Annotated in this window: 24 protein-coding genes and 1 tRNA gene; 15 read left to right on the plus strand and 10 right to left on the minus strand. The window is 53.0% G+C overall.

The window, feature by feature from the left end:
* Positions 1 to 3: 3 nt before the first annotated feature.
* Positions 4 to 2,085, plus strand: a complete 2,082-nt coding sequence (recG, locus tag SK51_RS03535; protein WP_023305202.1) for an ATP-dependent DNA helicase RecG — start codon at positions 4 to 6, stop codon at positions 2,083 to 2,085.
* 3 nt (positions 2,086 to 2,088) lie between these two features.
* Here recG and gltS read toward each other — a convergent pair whose 3' ends face one another.
* On the minus strand, positions 2,089 to 3,291 hold the full coding sequence (gltS, locus tag SK51_RS03540) for a sodium/glutamate symporter (protein WP_006812438.1): 1,203 nt from the start codon (positions 3,289 to 3,291) through the stop codon (positions 2,089 to 2,091).
* A gap of 225 nt (positions 3,292 to 3,516) precedes the next feature.
* Between gltS and xanP the strand changes: the two genes are divergently transcribed.
* Both xanP and SK51_RS03550 read left to right on the plus strand, forming a co-directional pair.
* A complete protein-coding gene (xanP, locus tag SK51_RS03545; protein ID WP_023305201.1) occupies positions 3,517 to 4,908 on the plus strand; it encodes a xanthine/proton symporter XanP in 1,392 nt (463 codons plus the stop codon).
* A 118-nt stretch (positions 4,909 to 5,026) separates the two neighbouring features.
* Positions 5,027 to 6,721 (plus strand): AsmA family protein, encoded by a 1,695-nt coding sequence (locus tag SK51_RS03550; RefSeq protein ID WP_023305200.1) that lies wholly within the window; start codon positions 5,027 to 5,029, stop codon positions 6,719 to 6,721.
* A gap of 129 nt (positions 6,722 to 6,850) precedes the next feature.
* Here SK51_RS03550 and yicI read toward each other — a convergent pair whose 3' ends face one another.
* Positions 6,851 to 9,169, minus strand: a complete 2,319-nt coding sequence (yicI, locus tag SK51_RS03555) for an alpha-xylosidase (RefSeq protein ID WP_023305199.1) — start codon at positions 9,167 to 9,169, stop codon at positions 6,851 to 6,853.
* A 12-nt stretch (positions 9,170 to 9,181) separates the two neighbouring features.
* Positions 9,182 to 10,573, minus strand: a complete 1,392-nt coding sequence (locus tag SK51_RS03560) for a glycoside-pentoside-hexuronide family transporter (protein ID WP_023305198.1) — start codon at positions 10,571 to 10,573, stop codon at positions 9,182 to 9,184.
* A 288-nt stretch (positions 10,574 to 10,861) separates the two neighbouring features.
* On the opposite strand from SK51_RS03560, the gene SK51_RS03565 reads away from it, so the two are divergent.
* The 3 genes from SK51_RS03565 (at position 10,862) to SK51_RS03575 (ending at position 12,804) form a co-directional block, all read left to right on the plus strand.
* Positions 10,862 to 10,956, plus strand: a tRNA-Sec gene (locus tag SK51_RS03565).
* 162 nt (positions 10,957 to 11,118) lie between these two features.
* A complete protein-coding gene (locus tag SK51_RS03570; RefSeq protein ID WP_048206586.1) occupies positions 11,119 to 12,285 on the plus strand; it encodes a tyrosine-type recombinase/integrase in 1,167 nt (388 codons plus the stop codon).
* 36 nt (positions 12,286 to 12,321) lie between these two features.
* Positions 12,322 to 12,804: a RipA family octameric membrane protein gene (locus SK51_RS03575; RefSeq protein ID WP_048206587.1), complete on the plus strand. Its 483-nt coding sequence runs from the start codon at positions 12,322 to 12,324 to the stop codon at positions 12,802 to 12,804.
* Here the strand turns inward: SK51_RS03575 and SK51_RS03580 are convergent.
* From SK51_RS03580 to SK51_RS03605, 5 genes are all read right to left on the minus strand, one after another.
* Positions 12,801 to 13,727 (minus strand): retron St85 family RNA-directed DNA polymerase, encoded by a 927-nt coding sequence (locus SK51_RS03580; RefSeq protein ID WP_048206588.1) that lies wholly within the window; start codon positions 13,725 to 13,727, stop codon positions 12,801 to 12,803. The two genes, SK51_RS03575 and SK51_RS03580, sit on opposite strands and share 4 nt — an antisense overlap.
* Positions 13,714 to 14,694, minus strand: a complete 981-nt coding sequence (locus SK51_RS03585) for a retron St85 family effector protein (RefSeq protein WP_048206589.1) — start codon at positions 14,692 to 14,694, stop codon at positions 13,714 to 13,716. Before SK51_RS03585 ends, SK51_RS03580 begins: the two co-directional genes overlap by 14 nt.
* A 487-nt stretch (positions 14,695 to 15,181) precedes the next feature.
* A complete protein-coding gene (locus SK51_RS03595) occupies positions 15,182 to 15,745 on the minus strand; it encodes a phage polarity suppression protein (protein WP_048206591.1) in 564 nt (187 codons plus the stop codon).
* Between the two features lie 28 nt (positions 15,746 to 15,773).
* The gene (locus SK51_RS03600; protein WP_047723421.1) at positions 15,774 to 15,992 is read right to left on the minus strand and encodes an ogr/Delta-like zinc finger family protein; all 219 of its coding nucleotides are present in this window, start codon (positions 15,990 to 15,992) and stop codon (positions 15,774 to 15,776) included.
* A 2-nt stretch (positions 15,993 to 15,994) separates the two neighbouring features.
* The gene (locus tag SK51_RS03605; RefSeq protein ID WP_048206592.1) at positions 15,995 to 16,738 is read right to left on the minus strand and encodes a hypothetical protein; all 744 of its coding nucleotides are present in this window, start codon (positions 16,736 to 16,738) and stop codon (positions 15,995 to 15,997) included.
* 550 nt (positions 16,739 to 17,288) lie between these two features.
* Here SK51_RS03605 and SK51_RS03615 point away from each other — a divergent pair.
* The 7 genes from SK51_RS03615 to SK51_RS23820 all read left to right on the plus strand — a co-directional run bounded on the left by SK51_RS03615 (position 17,289) and on the right by SK51_RS23820 (position 22,395).
* Positions 17,289 to 17,555: a helix-turn-helix transcriptional regulator gene (locus SK51_RS03615; protein WP_045344418.1), complete on the plus strand. Its 267-nt coding sequence runs from the start codon at positions 17,289 to 17,291 to the stop codon at positions 17,553 to 17,555.
* A complete protein-coding gene (locus SK51_RS03620) occupies positions 17,552 to 18,109 on the plus strand; it encodes a host cell division inhibitor Icd-like protein (protein ID WP_048206593.1) in 558 nt (185 codons plus the stop codon). The genes SK51_RS03615 and SK51_RS03620 overlap by 4 nt, the downstream gene beginning before the upstream one ends.
* Entirely contained in the window at positions 18,106 to 18,333 is a 228-nt protein-coding gene (locus SK51_RS03625) for a hypothetical protein (protein WP_048206594.1), read from the plus strand. Before SK51_RS03620 ends, SK51_RS03625 begins: the two co-directional genes overlap by 4 nt.
* Complete coding sequence (locus SK51_RS03630; RefSeq protein WP_048206595.1) at positions 18,330 to 18,650, plus strand: DUF5375 domain-containing protein; 321 nt, start codon at positions 18,330 to 18,332, stop codon at positions 18,648 to 18,650. The genes SK51_RS03625 and SK51_RS03630 overlap by 4 nt, the downstream gene beginning before the upstream one ends.
* Positions 18,651 to 18,664: 14 nt before the next feature.
* The gene (locus SK51_RS03635) at positions 18,665 to 20,998 is read left to right on the plus strand and encodes a primase-helicase zinc-binding domain-containing protein (protein ID WP_048206596.1); all 2,334 of its coding nucleotides are present in this window, start codon (positions 18,665 to 18,667) and stop codon (positions 20,996 to 20,998) included.
* A gap of 210 nt (positions 20,999 to 21,208) precedes the next feature.
* Positions 21,209 to 21,907 carry a hypothetical protein gene (locus SK51_RS03640; RefSeq protein WP_048206597.1) on the plus strand — a complete coding sequence of 233 codons (699 nt, stop codon included), beginning with the start codon at positions 21,209 to 21,211 and terminating at the stop codon, positions 21,905 to 21,907.
* A 281-nt stretch (positions 21,908 to 22,188) separates the two neighbouring features.
* Entirely contained in the window at positions 22,189 to 22,395 is a 207-nt protein-coding gene (locus SK51_RS23820; protein ID WP_071788007.1) for a hypothetical protein, read from the plus strand.
* Positions 22,396 to 22,507: 112 nt separating this feature from the next.
* Here the strand turns inward: SK51_RS23820 and SK51_RS23825 are convergent, their stop codons facing one another.
* Positions 22,508 to 22,669, minus strand: coding sequence for a YlcI/YnfO family protein (locus SK51_RS23825; RefSeq protein WP_065212817.1), 162 nt, complete (start codon positions 22,667 to 22,669; stop codon positions 22,508 to 22,510).
* Between the two features lie 127 nt (positions 22,670 to 22,796).
* Between SK51_RS23825 and SK51_RS03645 the strand changes: the two genes are divergently transcribed.
* Both SK51_RS03645 and SK51_RS03650 read left to right on the plus strand, forming a co-directional pair.
* On the plus strand, positions 22,797 to 23,138 hold the full coding sequence (locus SK51_RS03645) for a SymE family type I addiction module toxin (protein ID WP_023305175.1): 342 nt from the start codon (positions 22,797 to 22,799) through the stop codon (positions 23,136 to 23,138).
* A 123-nt stretch (positions 23,139 to 23,261) separates the two neighbouring features.
* Entirely contained in the window at positions 23,262 to 23,561 is a 300-nt protein-coding gene (locus tag SK51_RS03650; protein ID WP_023299004.1) for a helix-turn-helix domain-containing protein, read from the plus strand.
* 64 nt (positions 23,562 to 23,625) lie between these two features.
* On the opposite strand, the gene SK51_RS03655 is transcribed toward SK51_RS03650, so the two are convergent.
* Entirely contained in the window at positions 23,626 to 24,507 is an 882-nt protein-coding gene (locus tag SK51_RS03655) for a GlxA family transcriptional regulator (protein ID WP_032670896.1), read from the minus strand.
* Positions 24,508 to 24,531 lie beyond the last annotated feature (24 nt).

Consider the following 24,531-nt stretch of genomic DNA (forward strand, 5'->3'; position numbering starts at 1 on the left):
ATCATGAAAGGCCGCCTGCTGGACGCCATACCGCTCAACAGCCTGACGGGCGTGGGCGCGGCACAAAGCAGTAAACTGGCGAAGATTGGCCTGCACACCGTGCAGGATCTCCTGCTCCACCTCCCCCTGCGTTACGAAGACCGTACTCAGCTTTATAAAATTGGCGATCTGCTGCCCGCTATTTACGCCACCGTTGAAGGGGAAGTGCTGAACTGCAACATCACCTTTGGCGGACGCAGGATGATGACCTGCCAGATCAGCGACGGCACCGGCATTCTCACCATGCGCTTTTTCAACTTCAATGCGGCGATGAAAAACAGCCTTGCCACTGGACGACGCGTACTTGCGTACGGTGAAGCCAAACGGGGCAAATACGGCGCGGAGATGATCCACCCGGAATACCGCGTGCAGGGCGATCTCAGCTCACCTGAGCTACAGGAGACGCTCACGCCGGTCTATCCAACCACCGAAGGCATTAAGCAGGCCACGCTGCGCAAGCTCACCGACCAGGCGCTGGAGCTGCTTGATACCTGCGCCATTAACGAGCTGCTGCCACCGGAGCTAGCGCAGGGCATGATGAGCCTGCCGGAGGCGTTGCGCACCCTGCACCGTCCGCCGCCGACGCTTCAGCTCATAGACTTAGAAAGCGGTAAACACCCCGCACAACGGCGTCTTATCCTTGAGGAGTTACTGGCTCATAACCTGAGCATGCTGGCCCTGCGCGCCGGTGCGCAGCGTTTCCACGCTCAGCCTTTAGGCCAGCGTGATGAACTCAAAGATAAGCTGCTGGCCTCACTCCCGTTTAAACCCACCGGCGCACAGGCGCGGGTTACCGCCGAGATTGAACGCGATATGGCGCTGAATGTGCCGATGATGCGCCTGGTGCAGGGCGACGTGGGTTCCGGGAAAACGCTGGTTGCCGCGCTGGCCGCTTTACGCGCTATCGCCCACGGCAAGCAGGTGGCGCTGATGGCGCCGACAGAACTGCTGGCCGAGCAGCACGCCAACAATTTCCGTAACTGGTTCGCCCCACTGGGGATCGAAGTGGGCTGGCTGGCCGGGAAGCAGAAGGGCAAAGCACGTCTTGCGCAGCAGGAAGCCATTGCCAGCGGGCAGGTGCAGATGATTGTCGGCACGCACGCCATTTTCCAGGAACAGGTGCAGTTTAACGGCCTGGCGCTGGTCATTATCGACGAACAGCACCGCTTTGGTGTTCATCAGCGTCTGGCGCTGTGGGAGAAAGGTCTGCAACAGGGCTTCCACCCGCATCAGCTGATCATGACCGCCACGCCGATTCCGCGCACCCTGGCGATGACGGCCTATGCCGATCTGGATACCTCCACCATCGACGAGTTGCCGCCGGGCCGAACGCCGGTGACCACGGTTGCCATACCGGACACGCGGCGCAGCGACATCATTGACCGCGTGCGCAACGCCTGTACGCAGGAAGGGCGTCAGGCGTACTGGGTCTGCACCCTGATTGAAGAGTCTGAGCTGCTGGAAGCGCAGGCTGCCGAAGCCACATGGGAAGAGTTAAAGCTCGCCCTGCCAGAGCTGAACGTCGGTCTGGTTCACGGGCGCATGAAGCCTGCCGAGAAGCAGGCGGTGATGCAGTCGTTCAAACAGGGCGAGCTGCACTTACTCGTTGCGACCACGGTTATCGAAGTGGGCGTGGATGTGCCGAACTCCAGCCTGATGATTATTGAGAACCCGGAGCGTCTGGGCCTGGCGCAGCTCCACCAGCTACGAGGCCGCGTGGGCCGTGGCGCGATCGCCTCTCACTGCGTGCTGCTCTACAAAGCCCCGCTGTCGAAAACCGCGCAGATGCGTTTGCAGGTATTACGCGACAGCAATGACGGCTTCGTCATTGCGCAAAAAGATCTGGAGATCCGCGGCCCGGGTGAACTGCTGGGCACACGTCAGACGGGTAACGCCGAATTTAAAGTGGCGGATTTGCTGCGCGATCAGGCCATGATCCCCGAAGTACAACGCCTTGCGCGTCATATTCATGAACGCTACCCCGAACAGGCGGCAGCGTTAATTGAACGCTGGATGCCGGAAACCGAGCGGTATTCCAACGCCTGACGATCAGCCAAACATTGGCAGCATCAGGTAGAGCTTAATGACCAGCGCGTTGACGATATCAATGAAGAATGCGCCCACCATCGGCACCACCAGAAACGCCATGTGCGACGGGCCGAACCGTTCGGTGATCGCCTGCATATTCGCGATGGCCGTTGGTGTCGCTCCCAGACCAAATCCACAGTGACCCGCAGCCAGTACCGCCGCATCATAGTTTTTGCCCATCATGCGCCAGGTAACAAAGATGGCATACAGCGCCATAAACACGGCCTGTACCGCCAGGATCGCCACCATCGGCAGCGCCAGCGAGGCCAGCTCCCACAGCTTGAGGCTCATCAGCGCCATCGCCAGGAACAGCGACAGGCTGACGTTCCCCAGCACGGACACCGCGCGTTCGAAGACGCGGTAGAAGCCCATCTGCGCCAGACCGTTGCTCAGGATCACCCCGATAAACAGCACGCAGACAAAGGTTGGCAGTTCGAAAGCCGTTCCCGCCAGCCATTGCGCAACGATTTTGCCCACGGTGAGGCAGATGGCAATCATGGCGATGGTTTCAATCATCACCAGCGAGGTGATGCTGCGACCAACGTCCGGTTTTTCGAACGCGGTCGGCACCATTTCATCGTCTGGTCTGCCTTCCGGCGTAGTGGAATGTTTCACCAGATAGCGCGCCACCGGGCCGCCAATCAGCCCGCCAAGCACCAGGCCAAAGGTCGCGCAGGCCATTGCCACTTCCGTTGCGTTTTCAAAGCCATAGCGTTCGATGAACAGCTTGCTCCACGCCGCGCCCGTTCCGTGGCCACCTGACAGGGTAATCGACCCCGCCAGCAGACCCATCAGCGGATCCAGCCCCAGCAGCGACGCCATACCGATGCCGATGGCGTTTTGCATCAGCAGCAGGCCCACCACGACAATCAAAAACACGCCCAGCACCTTGCCACCCGAACGCAGGCTTGCGAGGTTAGCGTTCAGGCCGATAGTGGCAAAGAAGGCCAGCATCAACGGATCTTTCAGGGACATATCAAAATCAATTTCCCAACCCATGCTTTTTTTCAGTACCAGCAGGGCCAGCGCCACCAGCAATCCACCGGCTACAGGTTCAGGAATGGTGTACTTTTTCAGAAAGGAAACACTGTGTACCAGCTTGCGACCAAGCAGAAGAACCAGCGTTGCGGCAACTAGGGTCGACAACGTATCGAGATGAATCATAAAAGGCTCCTGTTATGCGCGTGTTCCATACACACGCGGCGTTATCCTGGGCCGGGTGATGCTCGTCATGAGCCGCCGGCGCGAAAAGTGTAATTTTTTTTTCCTGTTCGTTGTAGAAAACCTGCTCACACCGGCAGATTTTCTCTCTTTTTTTTGCTGGCAATCGTTTGCTTTTACCAGGTGGTCAGCTAAAATGCCCGCTTTTCCACCGTGGGATTGCCGCCGATGTCTGTTAACACTCTGGAGTCTGCTGATGCGCAACCGATTGCGCAGAAGCAAAACAGTGAACTGATTTACCGCCTTGAAGATCGTCCCCCGCTGCCTCAAACCGTGTTTGCCGCCTGCCAGCATCTGCTGGCGATGTTCGTTGCGGTCATCACGCCGGCTCTGCTGATTTGTCAGGCGCTGGGGTTACCGGCGCAGGATACGCAACACATCATCAGTATGTCTCTGTTCGCTTCCGGTGTAGCCTCCATCATTCAAATTAAAGCCTGGGGTCCGGTGGGTTCGGGGTTGCTGTCGATTCAGGGCACCAGCTTTAACTTTGTGGCGCCGCTGATCATGGGCGGTACGGCACTGAAAACCGGCGGCGCAGATGTCCCGACGATGATGGCGGCGCTTTTCGGCACCCTGATGCTGGCAAGCTGCACAGAGATGATCATCTCCCGCGTTCTGCACCTTGCGCGCCGGGTGATCACCCCGCTGGTCTCCGGCGTGGTGGTGATGATTATCGGCCTGTCGCTGATTCAGGTGGGTCTGACCTCCATCGGGGGCGGCTACGCGGCAATGAGCGACCATACCTTCGGCGCGCCGAAAAACCTGCTGCTGGCAGGCGTGGTGCTGGCGATCATTATTCTGCTTAACCGCCAGCGTAACCCGTACCTGCGCGTGGCTTCGCTAGTGATCGCCATGGCGGCCGGTTACCTGCTGGCGTGGGCGCTGGGCATGCTGCCGGAAAACACCACCCCAACCAACAGCGCGTTGATTACCGTGCCAACGCCGCTCTACTACGGCCTGGGCATTGACTGGAGTCTGCTCCTGCCACTGATGCTGGTCTTTATGATCACCTCGCTGGAAACCATTGGCGATATCACTGCCACCTCCGACGTGTCCGAGCAGCCGGTCTCCGGCCCGCTGTACATGAAACGTCTGAAAGGCGGCGTGCTGGCGAACGGACTGAACTCGTTTGTCTCGGCGGTGTTCAACACATTCCCGAACTCCTGCTTCGGCCAGAACAATGGCGTGATCCAGCTGACCGGGGTTGCCAGCCGCTACGTGGGCTTCGTGGTGGCGCTGATGCTGGTGGTCCTCGGCCTGTTCCCGGCGGTGAGCGGGTTTGTACAGCACATTCCCGAGCCGGTCCTGGGCGGCGCGACGCTGGTCATGTTCGGTACCATCGCGGCCTCCGGCGTGCGTATCGTCTCCCGCGAGCCGCTGAACCGCCGCGCAATCATGATTATTGCGCTGTCTCTCGCCGTAGGACTTGGCGTCTCCCAGCAGCCGATGATTTTGCAGTTTGCCCCGGACTGGGTGAAAAACCTGCTCTCTTCCGGCATCGCCGCGGGCGGTATTACCGCTATCGTGCTGAATCTCATTTTCCCGCCTGAAAAGAACTGATCCCCACACGGCAGGCTGTCAATGCCTGCCGTGACATCTCTTTACACCATTCCCGCCTTGAGCATTGCGCATAAATCGTGCATAACACCCTTATGTGCGTTTCGCGGGAAGGAAGACCATGAAATTTATTGGAAAGCTGCTTATCTATCTTCTGGTAGCCCTGCTCATTGTAGTGCTCGCCTTTTATTTTCTGCTCCAGACCCGCTGGGGCGCATCGCAGGTCAGTAGCTGGATCACGGTGAATACCGATTACGAGCTCAACTTTGACCTGATGGATCACCACTTTTCATCCCCTTCTCACATCCTTCTGGAAAACGTCACCTTCGGACGAGATGGCAAACCGGCCACGCTGGTCGCTAAAAAAGTGGATATTGGCTTAAGCAGCCGCCAGATCACCGACCCGCTGCATATGGACGCCATCACCCTGTTCGATGGCACGCTGAATTTATCTCCACAGACGGCGCCGCTGCCGTTCCAGGCCGATCGTCTGCAACTGAATAACATGGCCTTTAACAGCCCGAATACGGAGTGGGATCTCAGTGCGCAAAAGGTGACCGGCGGCGTCAGCCCGTGGCAGCCCGAGGCGGGGAACGTACTGGGGAAAAATGCGCAAATCCAGATGAGCGCCGGGTCGCTCACGCTCAACGGCATACCGGCCAACAACGTGCTGATTCAGGGACAACTCAACGGCAAAGAGGTGGTGCTCAATACCATCGGTGCCGATATGGCGCGCGGCTCGCTTACGGGGTCGGCTCAGCGTAATGCCGACGGTGGCTGGGTTATCGACACCCTGCGTCTGAATGAGATACGCCTGCAAAGCGACAAATCGCTGCTGGATTTCTTCGCCCCTCTCTCCACCCTGCCTTCGTTACAGATTGGGCGGCTGGAAGTGACCGATGCCCGTCTACAGGGGCCAGACTGGGCGGTAACCGACCTCGATCTCAGCCTGCGTAACCTCACCCTGAGTAAAGGTGACTGGCAAAGCCAGGAGGGACGGTTATCCATGAACGCCAGCGAATTTATCTACGGCTCGCTGCATCTTTTTGACCCTATCCTGAACGCGGAATTCTCCCCGCAGGGCATTGCGCTGCGTCAGTTCACTTCCCGCTGGGAAGGGGGCATGGTGCGCACCTCCGGCAACTGGCTGCGCGACGGGAACGCGCTGGTGCTGGACGACGTTGCCATTGCCGGGCTGGAATATACGCTTCCGGAAAACTGGAAAACGCTGTGGATGGATCCGCTCCCGGCATGGCTGAACAGCGTGACGCTGAAAAAATTCGGCCTGAGCCGCAACCTGGTGATCGACATCGATCCGGCGTTCCCATGGCAGATCACCTCCCTCGACGGTTATGGCGCTAATCTGCGTCTGGCGCAAGACCACAAGTGGGGCGTGTGGGGCGGTAACGCAACCCTGAACGGGGCGGCAGCAACCTTTAACCGCGTCGACGTGCGACGCCCGTCGCTGGCGCTGAATGCCAACGCCGCAACGGTAAACATTACCGACCTGAGCGCCTTTACCGAGAAAGGGATCCTGGAAGCGACCGCCACCGTGTCACAGCTGCCACAGCGACAAACCACCGTGAGCCTGAACGGGCGCGGTGTACCACTCAACGTTTTGCAGCAGTGGGGCTGGCCAGCGCTGCCGATTGCGGGCGACGGCAATATTCAGCTCACCGCCAGCGGCAGCGTGCAGGCGAATGCGCCGCTGAAGCCGACGGTGAACGGGAAGCTGAGCGCGGTGAATATGGATAAACAGCAGGTGCAACAGACGATGACCGGCGGGATGGTGTCGGCGGTGGCTCCGGCACAGTAAAAAGCCGGGTGGCGGCTTCGCCTTACCCGGCCTACGAGGTTTTGGTTCCCTCTCCCCGTGGGTGAGGGCATCAGACCGCATAATTACCGTAGGCCCGGTAAGCGAAGCGCCACCGGGCATTTTTCCAGCTCAGAGGTGGATCACCACCTCATCCCCCTCGGCTTTCACCACCACACCCCACTCGCTGCCCGCATGTGAACCGCCTTTTACGCCGCCGACCTTCTGCACGTTGCGCAAGCACACCGACCAGTTTTGCGCATCTCCCGTGCCGGTAAAGGTCACGACGTCGCCCTGACGTGACGCCTTCAGCGTAAACAACACGGAACCGTCCGCCGCAGGCACTTCACTCACCGCCGTTGCGCCATCGCTCAGGTTGAAAAGCTGGAAGGCCGTCCCCTCGTGCCACGCATAGTCCGGCTTCTGGTTATTATTGCCGAGCGCCAGCAGCGTGTTGTCGCGCACATAGATCGGCAGGCTCTGGAAATCGTGCTGCTGCTTATGCCAGCGGCTGCCCTCGATTTCATCGTTGTGCCACAGGTGCGTCCAGCGCCCTTCCGGCAGCCAGAACTGCACGTCGCCCGCCTCGGAGAACACCGGCGCCACCATCATCGAATCCCCCAGCATGTACTGGCGGTCGAGGTAATCGCACGCCGGATCGTCCGGGAACTCCAGCATCATCGCCCGCAGCATCGGCGTGCCGAACTCGTGGGCCAGCGCTGCCTGACGATACAGGTACGGCATCAGCTGGCATTTCAGCTGGGTGAAGTGGCGCACCACGTCGCAGGACTCATCATCGTACGCCCACGGCACGCGGTAGGATTTGCTGCCGTGCAGGCGGCTGTGGCTGGAGAACAGCCCGAACGCGCACCAGCGTTTGTAGACGTGCGCCGGAGCGGTGTTTTCGAACCCGCCGATATCGTGGCTCCAGAATCCGAAGCCGGACAGGCCAATCGACAGCCCGCCGCGCAGGCTTTCCGCCATCGATTCATAGTTGGCGTAGCAGTCGCCGCCCCAATGCACCGGGAACTGTTGCGCACCCACGGAGGCAGAACGGGCAAACAGCACCGCCTCTTCTTCTCCCACCGTCTCTTTCAGCACGTTCCACACCAGTTCGTTGTAGATGTAGGCGTAATGGTTGTGCATCTTCTGCGGATCGGAACCGTCAAACCACTGGACGTCCGTCGGGATACGCTCGCCGAAGTCGGTCTTGAAGCAGTCGACGCCGATCTCCACCAGGCCTTTCAGCTTGTCGGCGTACCACCGGCACGCGTCCGGGTTGGTGAAGTCGTAGATCGCCAGCCCCGGCTGCCATTTGTCCCACTGCCACAGGGAGCCGTCCGGGCGCTTCAGCAGGTAGCCCTTCTCTTTCAGCTCCCGGAAGATCGGCGATTTCTGGCCGATGTACGGGTTGATCCACACGCAGACCTTCAGCCCTTTCTCTTTCAGGCGGCGGATCATCCCTTCCGGATCCGGGAAGGTCATCGGGTCCCACTCGAAGTCGCACCACTGGAAGGCTTTCATCCAGAAGCAGTCGAAGTGGAACACGTGCAGCGGCAGGTCGCGCTCGGCCATGCCGTCGATAAAGCTATTGACCGTCGCTTCGTCGTAGTTAGTGGTGAAGGAGGTGGTCAGCCACAGGCCGAACGACCACGCCGGCGGCAGCGCCGGACGGCCGGTGAACTGCGTATAGCGGTTTAATACCTCTTTTGGCGTCGGGCCGTCGATCACGAAGTACTCCAGATACTCCCCTTCCACGCTGAACTGCACTTTGGACACTTTCTCGGAGCCGACTTCAAACGAGACATTTTCCGGGTGATTCACCAGCACGCCATAACCACGGTTGGTCAGGTAGAACGGGATGTTTTTGTAGGACTGCTCGGTGCTGGTGCCCCCGTCGCGGTTCCAGGTTTCGACCGTCTGGCCGTTGCGCACCAGCGCGGTAAAGCGCTCGCCCAGGCCGTAGACCGTTTCCCCCACGCCCAGATCCAGACGTTCAAACACATAGTTGCGATCGGTGTTGGTATCCTGCACGTAGCCGTTGTTTTTCAGCTGGCTGCCGGTAATGCGCTGGCCGTTGCGCAGGAAATCCAGCGCCCAGAACTCGCCTTTGGCGACGCGCACGCTGACGCTGCCGCTTTTCAGCTCGGCAAATTCGGCGTTGTTTTCAATCTCAACTTTTACATCCTTCAGAACGTTCAGCGGATAGTGCGGGCCGTTGTTCAGCGCGCCCTGGAAGTGCTCAATGCGCACCCCGATAATCCCTTCCTGCGGAGCAAACAGGCGCACCGTGAACATCAACGTGTCGAGCTGCCAGGTGCGTTCGCGCACGTCACGCGGCGCCACATACACCACCAGGTCATTGCCCTGCTGCTCCACGTCGAACACCTGTACCGGATACGTCACGTTAAGGCCCGGTTGGATAAGCCAGTTTCCATCACTGATTTTCATGCTTACGTCCTCTTAGTTCTGCAATTCTTTGCTGACCGGCAGGTTTTCAAACTCCTGCTGATTGCGGCGCGCGCCCTGCGCCAGCTCGCGCAGGATTTTGGTCAGGAAGGGGGTTTTCAGCGTGTAGTAGCGTCTGGCGATAATGGCGCTCAGCACGTAGCAGATCGCCGGAGCCAGCGTAAACAGACCGATAATGATGCTGATGGTCGCGCTGTTCTGGGTTTTGGCTGCCGCGTCGTAGCCGCCGCCTGACAGCATCCAGCCGATCATCGCCCCGCCCAGCGCCAGGCCGAGCTTCAGCACGAACAGCGTGCCCGCAAAGCTGATGCCGGTCAGACGTTTGCCGTTGGTCCATTCGCCGTAGTCGACGGTATCGGACATCATTACCCACTGAATCGGCGTCACCAGTTGGTGCAGCACGCCGATAACGAAGATGAAGCCGAACATCAGCACGGTGGCATGCATCGGCACGAAGAACATCGCCATGCTGACCACCGCCAGCGCGGCGTTGGTCCACCAGAAGATGCTGACCTTGCACTTCCAGTCGGTGAGCGGTTTCGCCAGCGCCGAGCCAATCAGGTTGCCGACGCAGTAGGTGGTCAGGAACGCGACGAACACCTCCGGCGAGCCCATGATCCAGGTGCAGTAATACATCATCGCGCCGCCGCGCACGCAAACGGCGAGAATGTTGAGGATGGTCAGCACGCCGACGATGCGCCACTGGTCGTTTTGCCAGATATCGCGCAGGTCTTCCCGCATGGAGGTGGTGCTTGGCGGCACCTGGATGCGCTCTTTGGTAGTAAAGAAGCAGAACGCCAGCATCAGGAACGCGACCACCGACAGCACGGCGATCCCGCCCTGGAAGCCGAACGCCTTATCGTCGCCGCCGATCAGGTTCACCAGCGGCATCATCAGCACCGTGGAGAGCATGCCGCCCGCCGTCGCCAGCACAAAGCGCCAGGACTGGAGGGAGATACGCTGCGTCGGGTCGTTGGTAATTACGCCGCCCAGCGCGCAGTAGGGGATGTTGACCACGGTATAGAGCAGGGTCAGCAGCGTGTAGGTGATGGCTGCGTAAACCATTTTGCCGTTAAGGCTGAGGTCCGGCGTGGTATACGCCAGCACGCAGACGATGCCGAACGGGATCGCGCCGAACAAAATCCACGGACGGAACTTGCCCCAGCGGCTGCGGGTGCGGTCGGCAATCAGCCCCATGCACGGGTCGGAGATCGCATCCAGCGCGCGGGCCAGCAGGAACATGGTGCCGACAAACCCGGCGGGAATACCAAAAATATCGGTGTAGAAAAACATCATGTAAAGCATGACGTTATCAAAAATGATATGGCTGGCGGCGTCTCCCATGCCGTAGCCAATCTTCTCTTTTACTGACAATACTTCGCTCATATTTTTATCCTTCACGCTGTAGGGGGCGCTGAGACCGGTTGCATTGGTTTTAAACCATTGTTTCAGGAGCGGGTATTGCGTTTTCTGGTTAAGAGATTACGTTTCTTGTTTTTTGTGATCGGGATAAAAGTTGATGAGCACGAAATGCTAACCTGAGGATTTTCTTAAGAATTAGCTGAAACAGGGGGATTCAGGTCAAAAGAGAGGTGAAAAAAGTGGTGTGGGGTATGTGGTAAATGCCTGAAAGTAGCTATAATGCGCCCCGCCTCCATGTAGCAATGCAGGCGCGGAAGATCGTCATCTCCGGTGAGGTGGCTGGACTTCAAATCCAGTTGGGGGCGCCAGCGTTCCCGGGCAGGTTCGACTCCTGTGATCTTCCGCCAATGTTGCTCCCTACCCATCCGGGGAAGTCTTAAAAACCCTTTATTTTCAATCATAATAGTGGGTTAATTATCCGAAGCAGTCCGACAAGATCTCCCTGAATCCATGAAAAATATGTATAGTGATGTGTATAGATTTTTTATACACATTTTTGGCTTATACACATGGCACTTACAGATATACAAATCAAACGAGCAAAGCCTCAAGACAAGCCATACACATTGAACGACGGGCAAGGCCTGTCACTACTAATCAATCCAGACGGCTCAAAGGGCTGGCGGTTTCGCTTTCGTTTTGCCGGTAAAGCACGGCTAATGTCATTTGGCAGCTACGACCTTGTGAGTCTTGCAGAAGCACGTGAGAAACGCGATACAGCTCGTAAGCAGGTAGCAAACGGCATAGACCCAGTGGAAGAACGTAAAGCCCAAAAGCTGGCACAGCAACTCTCAACAGAGAACTCATTCGAAGCCATATGTCGAGAATGGCACACCAACAAAGCTGACCGCTGGACAGTGGCCTACCGCGAAGAAATCATTAAGACATTTGAACAAGATGTGTTCCCGTTCATCGGTAAACGCCCTATTAGTGAAATCAAACCGTTAGAACTTCTTGAAGTATTGCGACGAATAGAGAAGCGTGGAGCATTAGAGAAAACACGTAAGGTGCGTCAGAGGTGCGGTGAGGTTTATCGCTACGCAATCATAACTGGCCGTGCTGAATACAATCCTGCGCCTGATTTAGCCATCGCTCTGGCTGTTCCTAAGCAAAAACATCATCCATTTCTATCTGCCGAAGAATTGCCTCATTTTATTCGGGATCTCGAAGCGTATACCGGTAGCATCATCACCAAAAATGCTACGAAGATAGTCATGCTGACTGGTGTAAGAACGCAGGAGATGCGCTTTGCTACGTGGGAAGAAGTAGACCTCGAAAAAGGTATATGGGAGATACCAGCGGAACGTATGAAAATGCGTAGGCCACATATCGTTCCTTTATCTACTCAGGTAGTTGACCTATTTAAACAGCTCAAACCTATCACCGGCCATTATCCATACATTTTTATTGGCAGGAATAATCGTAGCAAACCGATCTCGAAAGAAAGTGTTTCACAAGTGATTGAACTTCTTGGCTACAAAGGACGTGCTACAGGCCACGGATTTAGACATACTATGTCGACAATATTACATGAGCAGGGATTTGATAGTGCTTGGATCGAAATCCAGTTAGCGCATGCGGATAAGAATTCTATAAGGGGAGTATATAATCATGCTTTATATCTTGAACAAAGAAGAGAAATGATGCAGTGGTATGCTTCTTTACTATATAAATAACAATTGGGTTGAAAATTCATAGAGGAAATAAGTCATATGGAATTAAAAGAGAAGATAGATATTTATAAACTCTGCATTGACATGGCAGATAAGACTAGTGAGCGCAGACTAAAGACTAATGCATTCATTATAGCAATTAACACAGGCCTTATATCACTTAATAGCTACCTATCAACTGCGGGGTTATCACAAACTGCATGGAGTTCAATTATATGCCTTGTATGTATCATAGTGAATCTGTACTGGATGTTCCTAGTTTCAACATACAAAAAAATAAACGAAGCAAAATATGAAACAATAAACAAGATAGAAAATGACAACAACTTTCCTTTCAAGCCGTTTAATGAAGAGCATGACTACCTTAAATCAAAGTGTTATTTCCATTTAACTTCAATTGAACGTTTAATCCCCCTAACTCTTATTATTTTGAATGTAGTTATAATATTTTTTACATTTAATTCGGAAACCAAACCCACTCCACAAATGACAATAATAAACATTGTTGCCGAAAGGGCTTAATTATATTTAAGTATGGCATTGATCGTATCAACGCCATACTTTATTGTCATTGAATTAATAAATGTACTCTCAATATGTTTTGCATAAGAAAGGTATCCCTTCAACTTATAAACATCCTCAGCACTTAACTTATTAAGTGTATAATGATGTATTAAACTACTAATTATTCTTTTATTTTTACGACCCAATGACAATTGGCCGTCATTGTTTATAACTATTCCTGTGACTCGGCGACTCACAGATTTTGATGTATAGATCGTTTTTTTATCATTCAGCCTTAAATGCGGCGACGGTATTTTTCGTAAAATTTTGATTATGTTTTTTTGAAAGCCTATAAGCTTTCCTTTCTCATTGCATGAAAACGTTAGATCATCCGCATATCTTGTATAGGTAATGCCCTCTTTATTACATAGATCTGTAACTTGCACATCAAATTCGTAAAGAACAGCATTTGAAATAAGCGGCGAGCTTGGGGCGCCAACACTTAAAGTAAGACCACTTTTTTTTGTTTTTTTATAAAAAAATATTTTATCAATTAATAAAAGGTTAAATGAATTATCTTCAAACCCGTTTTTTATTAAGACATTTCGCAAATCACTGGGTTTTATACTATTGAAAAAATCTGAAAAATCTAACTTAAGAAAATATTCATTTTCTTTGTGTTTTTGCGCATTTTCTTTGATGCTTTTCCCTTTTACATATGCAAATGCACTTTCATGAATTGGTAAAAAAGCAGCTATTTTTTCAATGATAATTCGTTGCATAACCTTCAACTCACGTGAAGGTTGAGCAATTTCACGAACGCCACCACTATTTTTTGGTAAATAATATTTTTTATAGCGATATGGCGCTGTATTAATAAAAACCATAACGTTAGGTGATGGAAGAAGGGTCTTTTTAGAAATAATATCAATTATGTTCATTGATCCTCTCCTTTATCGAATTCAATGCTAACCGCCTTTTCTTATCATCACACCTTGCTACATCATTAATAAAAAGTAGCAAATCAGCTTTTATGCCAACCTCATCAACCGTAAAGCCAGATTTGTTTTTACCCAATCTAATGCTTCCTTTTGAGCTCTTGGTATAATAATATTTTGTACCTCCATATTCATATACTTCAATATGGAAAAAGGTTTCAAGCAGGAACAGCATTCGCTCTATGTCTTTTTGCAAAGTAGCATTAATACCTAATTCATTTACACACATCATGATTTCTTTTAGTCTAATCGGCATGGCTAAAGAAATAATATGGGTAAGTAAAAAGGCTAAATGGCCTGAGTTATTTACATCAAACTTATATTCCTTTCCATCTGAGGGGGCCAATGAGTTTACATCATCGAGAATTAACTCTAAGTGCTCATTGTAATCCCTTCCATCAATAGGACCAGGGTAAACAATATATGATTTCTCATTAACCTTTTCACGAAGATAGGATAGTGGGCCGAGATAAATAAACGACTCTTTTTTACCATCCTTTACTTCATGTTCAGGAACAATAACTAAAAGTTTTTTATTTATATCATCTAAATTACAAAACAAGCCTAATTCTGCAATGGAACCACTACTTTCCAAAAATATAATAATCAAAGAGGATAAGTTCGCAATGTCTTTTTCAAATGAAATTAAGTCAGGGTAATGACTGTCTTTTAAATAGTTTTTAAACGCTTCAGCAAGAAGAAGTTTATTAAAAAGCCTAGAGTCATTTTCTTTACAGAATTCATAAAACATGCCTCTCATTGTCGTTTGAGGCTCATTGAATGGTGCAACTTTAGCCCCGCAAAGAAATATTATTTGCTCGTCATAACAAACGCGAAAATTCTTAAGATCCCAGCCAGATACATGTTTTCTTAACTTTTCCTCATATTTTTCTTTTTGATTTTTTTCCATGAGTAAAGACTTATATTAATTATCATAAAAGAAGCTTACGCCACATAGTGGCGTAAGCTTTCGTGTTGCTCTTACCTAGAGGAAGCGCTTGGTGTTCCTCTGGATTGCGCGACGACGTGCAACTAGGAGTGCAATCCAGAGGCACACCAAGCGCAACCCTAAAGCCGTTCAATATTAAAGTGTCTGGCTAAGCGCCCGACAAGCATAACTAAATATGCCTTACACGTTTAGAGCCATTGATTTATAACTGATCATTCGTTGGTAGTCCAGATCTTAAGTACAGCCATGGCGCGCAATGCTCTCCCCGCCCCGCCTGCCCGCTTAAGGGGGCGCTTTTAATGCAGGCGCATGACCGGCCTCAGAGCGCGCCAGTGCTGGCGCTGGCGGGGGATTCAGTGCCGGTAAAACGCATGCAAAACCATGCACCTTATGCATGCATGGATTTTTTACGTAAAAATGGCGGGATTTTCGGGGATTTTTAAGCGAACTACTGCACAGCCAGTTCTGCACGGCGGCGGGTGTAATTCAGGTTCTGTGCAGGCGTGAATTTTTCACGACTATCATCGCACGAAGCCGCGTCAGGTCTGAATCCGATGGCCGTTAAAATGTCATTATCCTGCGCCGAATAATTAATTTTTTCACCGGCGACCAGCCAGAGCTGTAGCGCCTCACGCAGATAGTCGAGTGAGTGCTGCATGGCGCAGCGCTGAACGGCGGAGTGTTGCCCGGAATAATTCATCAGTTCAGGGGCAAGGGCGGCGGCCAGCTCCGCGCCGTGTACCTGCATAAAATCATTTAAACGGTCGCGGATACTGATGCGCTGTAACTCCTCATGCGAACGGATATAGCGACTGGCAGCCTGATTAATTTCCCATTTTTTCACGTCAATAATTTCACGTAGCGTTTGCAGGCTCCGGCCGCTGTGCCCGCTGCCGGCAAGCTGTTCGCGGTATGCCTGTTCGGCCTGCGTCAGTTCTTCCCTGCGTTGCAGCCAGGCGGATTTGTTTGCCTGACAGGTCTCAAAGGCTTTCTGTAGCGTCAGTGTGGTCACGTATGTTTCTCCTGATGACTGGCCGTGCTTACGCACCGGCACGGTTGACGATGGCCGCCGGTGCGGGTAGCGGGATAACCGGCTCTGTCACCGGTGAACGAATAACCCCGTCGATGGACTCAAGCGTGCGGAACGTGGCCGAGCACTCGATGTTCATGCACTGGTGATAGCGCTGTTTGACGTTATCGGACAGATAACGACTGGTGCGGGAATGCGCGCTGGTTTTGCAGAACGGACAGTGAAACATGCTTACTCCTCCGCTTCTGTCTCGCCATTTTCAGCCAGCTTTCTGGCAAGCATCATTCTCTTCGCAGGGCTGCGTAACAGCTCCGTATCCACGCCTGTAATCTGCGGCCGGTGCATGCCCGTCACGGACAACACCGGCTCCTGCGTCATATCGAAGTGATACAGGCTGCCCTGACGGCTCAGCGCATCGCGCAGCTCACTGATGGCCACGGACTGCGGGGCGCTTTCTCCCTTCATTTCGAGGGCACGAACACGCAGCAGGAAAGCGCGGATAAGGGCGACGGGAACCGCATTGACAGCCTGAGCCCATTCCGCACCGGCATAAGCGGTAAAGGCATCTTCATGCGCTGAAAGGTATTTATTGCCGGTGGAGCAGGCATTCAGCATGGCGCGTGTCCGGTCTGTCTCCAGCTCCGCAATCAGGCCAGTGAACTCGTCGGCCAGCTCGCGACTGGCGATACGCCTGCTGTGCTCAGCTTTCATTTCAGGGGTGAGACTGCCGCGCAGGGTGCGAAAGCGGCTGCGCCAGTCCTGCTCCGCCTCTGCGCTCTCATCGAGGGCGGTCTGCCGCTCCTGCTTACAGCGTTCAATGGACGTATCAATCTCTTTGAGTACCTGCATGCTGGCCGCGTGGGTGTCTCTGGCCGCAGTGAATGCGCTCAGCTTGTCGGTGATGCGCTGGCTGTTCTCTGCGGACTGCCTGGCGGCAACATTTTGCAGGGCGGTAATGACTGTTTCGGGTTTCATGTTCAGGCTCTCCGTGTATTCAACCTGAAATGATTCTGCCCTTCATCACACAACATCTCGATTCATTGCAGTTGTGGCAGATCTGGCACAAACACCACTCAAAACCCGGCTTGCCAGAGAAAGGTCTCAGCAAAACCTTGCTCATCGTTTGTTTTTTTACATATAACTGTTCACTACTGTTCACCTTAAATAAAAATATAAGTAATACAGTAAGATAAAGGGTGAACAGTTGAGGGTGTGACTGTTCACCGTCTGTTCACCACTGTTCACCCATCTTCTGAACTCTCCTGGAGCTGCATATATTTTTTATTAATAAAAAATAAGCCATTAACCACTTTTGGTTATATATGGATGTACCAGAATGTGCCAAAGGATACCCACGATATACCAGAACATTGTCAGAGATTGTCGCTGTATAAAAAACAGTCTGTTGTGTGGTGAAGTACTGCAAAATGACTTGTTGCCCTGAGGGAAAATATTCACAAAATAGAGAGCTACCCGAGGCCGGACGGACACGACCGGCACTGTATGGACATTATGAGGTAGCCCGATGCAAACCGCTTTTTCTTCCCCGTCTTCTGCCCCTGCCGCGCCACTGATGCCGGTTTCTGATGCCGTTCAGGAGCGCTTTATCCGTCTGCCTGAAGTGATGCATCTGTGCGGCCTGTCCCGGTCAACCATTTACGACCTCATCAGCCGCGAGGCTTTCCCGAAACAAATCAGCCTGGGCGGCAAAAACGTGGCGTGGGCGCAGTCTGAAATCACGGCATGGATGGCGGATCGTATTGCCGAACGCAACCGGGGCTATGACGCATGATGATGACCGTTCAGCAAACAGACCCTTTTTCTGGCTTGCTTCCTGTCGCCATTTCCAGGTATAGTTTTCCCGCTGTCGCAAAATCGACAGCCGGAATTGGCGTTCCGCGAAACTCAATGGCGACACCAGACGCGCCGTGCGTCTTTTTTTTCGTCGTAGCTCAGGCACACCCATTTTCCGGGCTGTGGTGTCTTTTTATACACCATGGTTCCAGCAAGATAATGGTAGTCCGGGCGGGGCAGCCTTCGGGCTGGCCGGTATCCATTGAGGCCGGTTACGCCAACCCCGCTCGGGCTGCCACCAGTGAAATTGGCGTTTCCGGTGGTAGCAGTAACCGCTACTCAATGGAGGCTGCCATCATGGCTACTATCCTCACCCCGTCGTACCCGCAGTTTGTCTTTGTGTTTGCCGCCGTTCGTCGTGCAGACCGTAAACCCCGTATCTGTATGCTCCGCACCGTTGCCGGTGATGAACACGCCGCACGCCTGTCCCTCGTTCGCGACTACGTTCTGTCGTTCGCTGGCCGCCTGCCGGTTGCGGAGGTGCGTGCATGAGACACACCACCATTACCTCCCGTGACCTCGAATGCCTTGAGCACATGCGCAACGTCGGCCAGCTCGTCAACGAGCTGATGCAGGTGCAGGACTGCGCGACCGTTCGTCGTGACCCGGCGCAGCAGTCACAGCTCACCTCCGTGATTTACCTCATGACCGCCCAGCTCGACGGCGTGGTAGAGCGCTGCAATCAGCGCTGGCTGACCGGGGAGGGCAACGTATGAAAAAGCCATTACCGCCCGTATTACGCGCCGCGCTGTATCGTCGCGCCGTGGCATGTGCATGGCTGACAGTATGCGAACGCCAGCGCCGCTATCCGCACCTCACCCTCGACGCGCTGGAAAGCGCCATTGCCGTCGAGCTGGAGGGCTTTTACCTGCGCCAGCACGGCGAGGAAAAAGGCCGTCTGATTGCCTGTGCACTGCTGGAAGATTTAATGGAAGCCGGACCGCTCAAGGCCGCGCCGTCGCTGTCCTTCCTCGGGCTGGCCGTGATGGATGAACTCTGCGCCCGTCACATGCAATCGCCTGTTATGCACTGAGGGAGAAAATAACGATGAAAATGAACGTAACAGAGACGGTAAAACAGGCGTGCGGCCACTGGCCGCGCATTCTCCCGGCGCTGGGTGTGAAGGTCATTAAAAACCGCCATCAGGCCTGTCCGGTGTGCGGCGGCTCTGACCGCTTCCGCTTTGACGATAAAGAGGGGCGCGGCACATGGTTCTGTAACCAGTGCGGTGCGGGTGACGGTCTTAAGCTGGTAGAGAAAGTGTTCGGTATGACCGCATCAGAGGCCGCCGGAAAGGTGGATGCAGTGACCGGCAAGCTGCCACCGATTGCCCCCGAAGTGATTGCGGCCGCAGAGGCTGAAACGGAGGCTGACCGCCAGGCGGCGGCCGCGCTGGCCGTCAGGCTCATGGAGAACACCCGACCGGCCAGCGGCAACGCCTACCTGACCCGCAAGGGCTTCCCCGACCGGGAATGTCCGGTACTGTCGGCCACACACAAAACCGGCGACGTGACGTTCCGCGCCGGGGATGTGGTTGTCCCGCTGTATGACGATACCGGCGCGCTGGTAAACCTTCAGCTTATCAGTTCTGACGGTCTCAAACGCACCCTGAAAGGCGGGGCGGTAAAAGGAGCGTGCCATACCATCGAAGGGAAAAAACAGGCCGGAAAACGCCTGTGGATAACGGAGGGCTATGCGACCGCGCTCACCGTGCATCACCTGACCGGCGAAACCGTCATGGTGGCGCTGTCGTCCGTGAACCTCCTTTCTCTGGCGAGCCTTGTCCGCCAGAAACACCCGGCCTGTCAGATTGTCCTCGCCGCCGACCGTGACCTGAACGGCGATGGTCAGAACAAAGCCGCTGCGGCCGCAGAAACCTGTGAGGGCATTGTCGCCCTGCCGCCGGTGTTCGGTGACTGGAATGATGCGTTTATGCAGAATGGCGGGGAGGCCACGCGGAACGCCATTTATGACGCCGTCCGGCCACCGGCGCAAAGTCCGTTTGATACCATGAGCGAGGCGGAATTTACCGCCATGAGCGCCAGCGACAAGGCTCTGCGGGTGCATGAACATTACGGCGAAGCGCTGGCCGTGGATGCGAACGGCCAGCTCCTGTCCCGCTATGAAAACGGCATCTGGAAAAATATCCCGGCAGCCACTTTTTCACGGAATGTGGCTGACTTATTCCAGCGCCTGCGCGCCCCGTTCTCATCCGGGAAAATTGCCTCGGTGGTGGAGACCCTGAAACTGATTATTCCGCAGCAGGTCGCACCGGCACGGCGTCTGATTGGCTTTCGCAACGGGGTACTCGATACCCAAAGCGGCATATTCAGTCCACATCATAAATCGCACTGGCTGCGCACGCTGTGCGACGTGGATTTTACCCCGCCGGTAAAAGGCGAAATGCTGGAAACTCACGCGCCGAACTTCTGGCGCTGGCTCGACCGGGCGGCCGGTAAAAATCCACAAAAGCGCGACGTGATACTCGCTGCGCTGTTTATGGTGCTGGCGAACCGTTACGACTGGCAGCTATTTCTCGAAGTCACCGGTCCGGGTGGCAGCGGTAAAAGTATACTGGCCGAAATCGCGACCCTGCTCGCCGGAGAGGATAACGCCACGTCGGCCGATATCGACACGCTGGAAGACCCGCGCAAGCGTGCCTCCCTGATTGGCTTCTCGCTAATCCGTCTGCCTGACCAGGAAAAATGGAGTGGTGACGGCGCAGGGCTGAAGGCCATCACCGGCGGCGATGCAGTTTCAGTTGACCCGAAATACCAGAATCCTTACTCAACGCATATCCCGGCGGTGATTCTGGCCGTGAACAATAACCCAATGCGCTTCACTGACCGCAGTGGCGGCGTGTCACGTCGCCGGGTGATTATTCATTTCCCGGAGCAGATTGCCCCGGAGGAACGCGACCCGCAGCTCAGGGATAAAATTGCACGCGAGCTGGCCGTTATCGTGCGCCAGCTTATGCAGAAATTCAGCGACCCGATGACCGCGCGCGCACTGCTCCAGTCGCAGCAGAACTCCGACGAGGCGCTCAGCATCAAGCGCGATGCTGACCCGACGTTTGATTTTTGCGGCTATCTGGAAATGCTGCCGCAGACCAGCGGGATGTTTATGGGTAATGCCAGCATCGTCCCGCGTAATTACCGTAAGTATCTCTATCACGCGTATCTGGCCTATATGGAGGCCAACGGGTACAGAAACGTGCTCAGCCTGAAAATGTTCGGGCTGGGGCTGCCCATGATGCTGAAAGAGTACGGCCTAAATTATGAAAAGCGGCACACAAAGCAGGGGATACAGACCAACCTGTCGCTGAAAGAAGAAAGCTACGGCGACTGGCTGCCGAAATGCGATGAACCCGCAGCGACATAACCCACTCCAGACCGGCTACAGCCGGTCTTTTTCTTTCCGGCAATTGCCATAGGGTGAACACTCCACTGTTCACCCTTCACCGTATATTCACCCTGTATCTCCATGAAATTATTGATAAAAAAGAAAAGGTGAACAGTGTGAACAGTTAAATGCAAAAAAAGTTTTTTTGCGTATGATGTCGGTATGAGGCTTCGCAAGAGAATTTGAATAATGGATAAGACTAGAGACTTTATTCTTGGAGGGCTTTCTCGCTATGGCTTGGCTGATTTGCCCGGCAGGCCTTACGATTCTGCTTTTGAATTAATAGCCTCCCCACCTATACGCAAACGCCTCATTGTGATGGGCTTCAATGGTTCGTCGGCTGATTCCCATATGACCAACAGCCAGTCTATTATTCAGGATCATTCAAAGCCTCTTGTCTCGAATGCCCATTTAGGGACGCAAGGGGAATGGGGAATTACTCACCTAGCTAAGCGACTACAACAGCTACCTATCAGCCTCGGTTACAGATGGGAAGACGTAGTATTTACGAATGCTCTAATGATGTGCTCAATCAATGCCTCAGCACTTAAACAGGAAGCGAGTCGACACAAACTAACTGTCGAACAACTCGTAAAATACTCAACAAGATTTTTTGAGAATGTCACAATCCCTCTGTGTAAGCCTGAACTGATTATCGCTTATAGCAACAGTCTACAATCCCTTTCAGCAGCAAATATTTTGCTAAAACACTTCGGTGATCCAAGCACTCTCATCTATACGCAGCAAAAGGGTTATTACACAACTTTCGCTTTCTCAGCCGTACTAAATGATGTGAAAATCCCTGTAATATGTGTCCGTCATATGTCTAGATTTAAACCTTCAGAAGAGTTAATTGAAACAGCTCTAGAGATGATGAAGGGACTTTAGCTTTATCCGTCAGATTGAACCATACATTTGGAACAATGTGTATAGCGATGTGTATAAACCAAACACCACCTTAAAGTAAAAACCAATAAAAACAGAAGGTTATATCAAAAAAAGAACTCCTGTGATCTTCCGCCAAAAATGTCCACTCTTTTAATAAAAACACGTCCAACATTAAATCGTCCCACCTTGCAGTTCCCTTATGTGAACATGATCACTTATTGATTTTAGTAGTGAGTGTTATCCTTTCCTTTATTTTGAAATAATATTCTAGGGAAGCTGTTATGGAATGGATTGTAGGTGCTGTAATTTTAATAGCAATACTTGTTGCCATATTAAAACCAAGACAATGTGATATCTGCCATACTTATTTCAAGAGAAAATACTACACATGGAAAATAGATGGAGAGAAACAACATTTGTGTCCTAATTGCAATGGTAAAATGCAACGAAAAGTTAGTTCGCAAAAATTTAAAAGCAGATTCGGTTAAAAATAAATTAATAAAGTTTTATTTCATAATGTTTACAAATGATAAGTTCGGACTATGCATTTCAAACTTATCATTTAATTATTCCTTACCGCTATCAAAAAAGTTTTGATTGCTACTTACTCAAAAGCCTAAGCCTACAAGCCTCTTTGACCCACTTACTAAAGTTCCCTTTCCCCGCAGCCTTCTCAATCTGCTCCAAAAGCTCATCCTCGAACCGAATATTCTTCATCGTGCTCTTAGTGCGGTCAAAATTTGGTTTCTTTTTCTCATGCATGGTAGGTACCACTTCGGTTAATTTATCTGCATGTGGTACCTACCACATGGATTCGGAATTCTGCAACGCCCAGCAGTGTTGGAGCACTAAAGGGCGTCTAACCTCACCAACTATCAAGGAGTTGATTATGGCTGATTCGCATTCTACCCCAGACACCGACCAATCCGGAACCGAGCATTCGTTAATTGTGGGATACCGCCCGAATGTTTACGACAAATCTACGCCGAAAATCATCCTTTCCGGCAAGTGGCTGCGCGCGGCGGGGTTTGATACTGGACAGCAGGTCACAGTAAAGGTCATGAAAGGATGCATCGTTCTGGTGGCGTATAACGAGCAGGAGCAGAGGTTGCAGGACGACTATAAAAGGACGAAGGCAAAGCTCACCGAGATAGAAGACGCGCTTGCAGCGATTCAAACACAGCTTCCTGGAAAGCACCTCGCAAAATCAAATACAAACCACCTGGCTTAGCGGCTGTTTCTGGCATACTACGAGCTTACAGACATTATCCTTATGAAGCATTTCTGATAAGGGTGGACGGGTCGAAAATGCAGTTGTTCGGTTTTATCGAACAACTGCCAGCGAGGCAGCCAAGTGAAAACCTTAAATGAAGTGATTGCGTCACGCTCACCGGAAAGCCAACAGCGCATTCAGGAGATGGCAGAGGAAATGTTCCTCGAAACCGGTCTGCAACTTCTGCGTGAAGAGCTCCAGCTTTCGCAAAAACATGTCGCCGATCTTATGGGCGTAAGTCAACCTGCGGTAACACAGCTGGAGCAGCGTGGAAACGATCTGAAGATTGCTACGCTTAAGCGTTACATCGAAGCGATGGGGGGAAAACTTAGCATTAACGTGGAACTACCCACTGGCAAGCAGGTTGCGTTTCATCTCTAGCGCGATTGTATCTGTAGTTGATGGCGCAACTATATAAGCCGCATTTTACATCCACCTCAGAAAATTAATTCTGCGACGTGCGCCACACCCCAGGCGTACAGCCATACTCCGTCTGAAAATGACGAATAAAGTGCGCGCAATCGCTGAATCCCATGCGCTGCGCAATATCCGTCACGCTTTGCTGCGAGTTCTTCAGCAGCCAGCAAGCATAGCGCAGTCTGGCGCTGCGGATAAATTCGCGGGCCGTTTTGCCGAATTCTGCGTGGAACAGACGGTTGAGCTGGCGTTCACTCAATGCCACTTCTCGCGCAAGCCCGGCGGTAGTGAGCGGCCGGGTCAGGAACTGTTCAATCAGCATGACGGCGCGGCGCAACCGCGAGTCAGGGATAAGCGCAAGATTCGCCGGACGTGGGGTGGCAATTTCATGCGGAACGAGCGACAAACGCTGACAGGTGGTGCTGGCGATATCATCCCCGGCATGGGCGCGGATAAGCTCAGTTGCCAGCGTCAGGGTGGAAATACCGCCCGGGCAGGTCAGCACATCGCCATCGTCGATGAAATCATACCCTTGCTCAGCATAAACCAGCGGGAAAGCCTGCCGAAATGCATCAAGGTGGAAAGGATGGATGGACGCTCGTCGTTCATTCAGCAATCCTTCCTGTGCGAGGACAAAACTGCCGGTGCCAATGCCAATGAGCGGAACCCCGGCATGGTGGGCATGTGCCAGATACGCTTTATCCCCCTGATACCCTAAGTCCAGATACTGCAATTCACCGCCGATAACAGCAAGGTAGTTAAAACTGTCCGGCGGCGCATGGGGAGAATCCGGCCTCATGATAATCCCCGCATTGCTGATAATCGGGATATCAGGAAATTCACTTATCAGGCTGATTTTAAATGCTAATTTATCCTGAGCTTTCGCTGCATAACGCAGCGCTTCCAGCAATCCAGATACCGCCAGAAGTGAATA

The sequence above is a fragment of the Enterobacter sp. MGH85 genome, assembly GCF_001037655.1.
GTDB lineage: Bacteria > Pseudomonadota > Gammaproteobacteria > Enterobacterales > Enterobacteriaceae > Enterobacter > Enterobacter intestinihominis.

Excerpts from the sequence above, each read along its gene's own strand:
- recG (WP_023305202.1), top strand. The coding sequence starts at position 4 with ATGAAAGGCCGCCTGCTGGACGCCATACCGCTCAACAGCCTGACGGGC.
- gltS (WP_006812438.1), bottom strand. The coding sequence starts at position 3,291 with ATGATTCATCTCGATACGTTGTCGACCCTAGTTGCCGCAACGCTGGTT.
- xanP (WP_023305201.1), top strand. The coding sequence starts at position 3,517 with ATGTCTGTTAACACTCTGGAGTCTGCTGATGCGCAACCGATTGCGCAG.
- SK51_RS03550 (WP_023305200.1), top strand. The coding sequence starts at position 5,027 with ATGAAATTTATTGGAAAGCTGCTTATCTATCTTCTGGTAGCCCTGCTC.
- yicI (WP_023305199.1), bottom strand. The coding sequence starts at position 9,169 with ATGAAAATCAGTGATGGAAACTGGCTTATCCAACCGGGCCTTAACGTG.
- SK51_RS03560 (WP_023305198.1), bottom strand. The coding sequence starts at position 10,573 with ATGAGCGAAGTATTGTCAGTAAAAGAGAAGATTGGCTACGGCATGGGA.
- SK51_RS03570 (WP_048206586.1), top strand. The coding sequence starts at position 11,119 with ATGGCACTTACAGATATACAAATCAAACGAGCAAAGCCTCAAGACAAG.
- SK51_RS03575 (WP_048206587.1), top strand. The coding sequence starts at position 12,322 with ATGGAATTAAAAGAGAAGATAGATATTTATAAACTCTGCATTGACATG.
- SK51_RS03580 (WP_048206588.1), bottom strand. The coding sequence starts at position 13,727 with ATGAACATAATTGATATTATTTCTAAAAAGACCCTTCTTCCATCACCT.
- SK51_RS03585 (WP_048206589.1), bottom strand. The coding sequence starts at position 14,694 with ATGGAAAAAAATCAAAAAGAAAAATATGAGGAAAAGTTAAGAAAACAT.
- SK51_RS03600 (WP_047723421.1), bottom strand. The coding sequence starts at position 15,992 with ATGTTTCACTGTCCGTTCTGCAAAACCAGCGCGCATTCCCGCACCAGT.
- SK51_RS03605 (WP_048206592.1), bottom strand. The coding sequence starts at position 16,738 with ATGAAACCCGAAACAGTCATTACCGCCCTGCAAAATGTTGCCGCCAGG.
- SK51_RS03615 (WP_045344418.1), top strand. The coding sequence starts at position 17,289 with ATGCAAACCGCTTTTTCTTCCCCGTCTTCTGCCCCTGCCGCGCCACTG.
- SK51_RS03620 (WP_048206593.1), top strand. The coding sequence starts at position 17,552 with ATGATGATGACCGTTCAGCAAACAGACCCTTTTTCTGGCTTGCTTCCT.
- SK51_RS03625 (WP_048206594.1), top strand. The coding sequence starts at position 18,106 with ATGAGACACACCACCATTACCTCCCGTGACCTCGAATGCCTTGAGCAC.
- SK51_RS03630 (WP_048206595.1), top strand. The coding sequence starts at position 18,330 with ATGAAAAAGCCATTACCGCCCGTATTACGCGCCGCGCTGTATCGTCGC.
- SK51_RS03635 (WP_048206596.1), top strand. The coding sequence starts at position 18,665 with ATGAAAATGAACGTAACAGAGACGGTAAAACAGGCGTGCGGCCACTGG.
- SK51_RS03640 (WP_048206597.1), top strand. The coding sequence starts at position 21,209 with ATGGATAAGACTAGAGACTTTATTCTTGGAGGGCTTTCTCGCTATGGC.
- SK51_RS23820 (WP_071788007.1), top strand. The coding sequence starts at position 22,189 with ATGGAATGGATTGTAGGTGCTGTAATTTTAATAGCAATACTTGTTGCC.
- SK51_RS23825 (WP_065212817.1), bottom strand. The coding sequence starts at position 22,669 with ATGCATGAGAAAAAGAAACCAAATTTTGACCGCACTAAGAGCACGATG.
- SK51_RS03645 (WP_023305175.1), top strand. The coding sequence starts at position 22,797 with ATGGCTGATTCGCATTCTACCCCAGACACCGACCAATCCGGAACCGAG.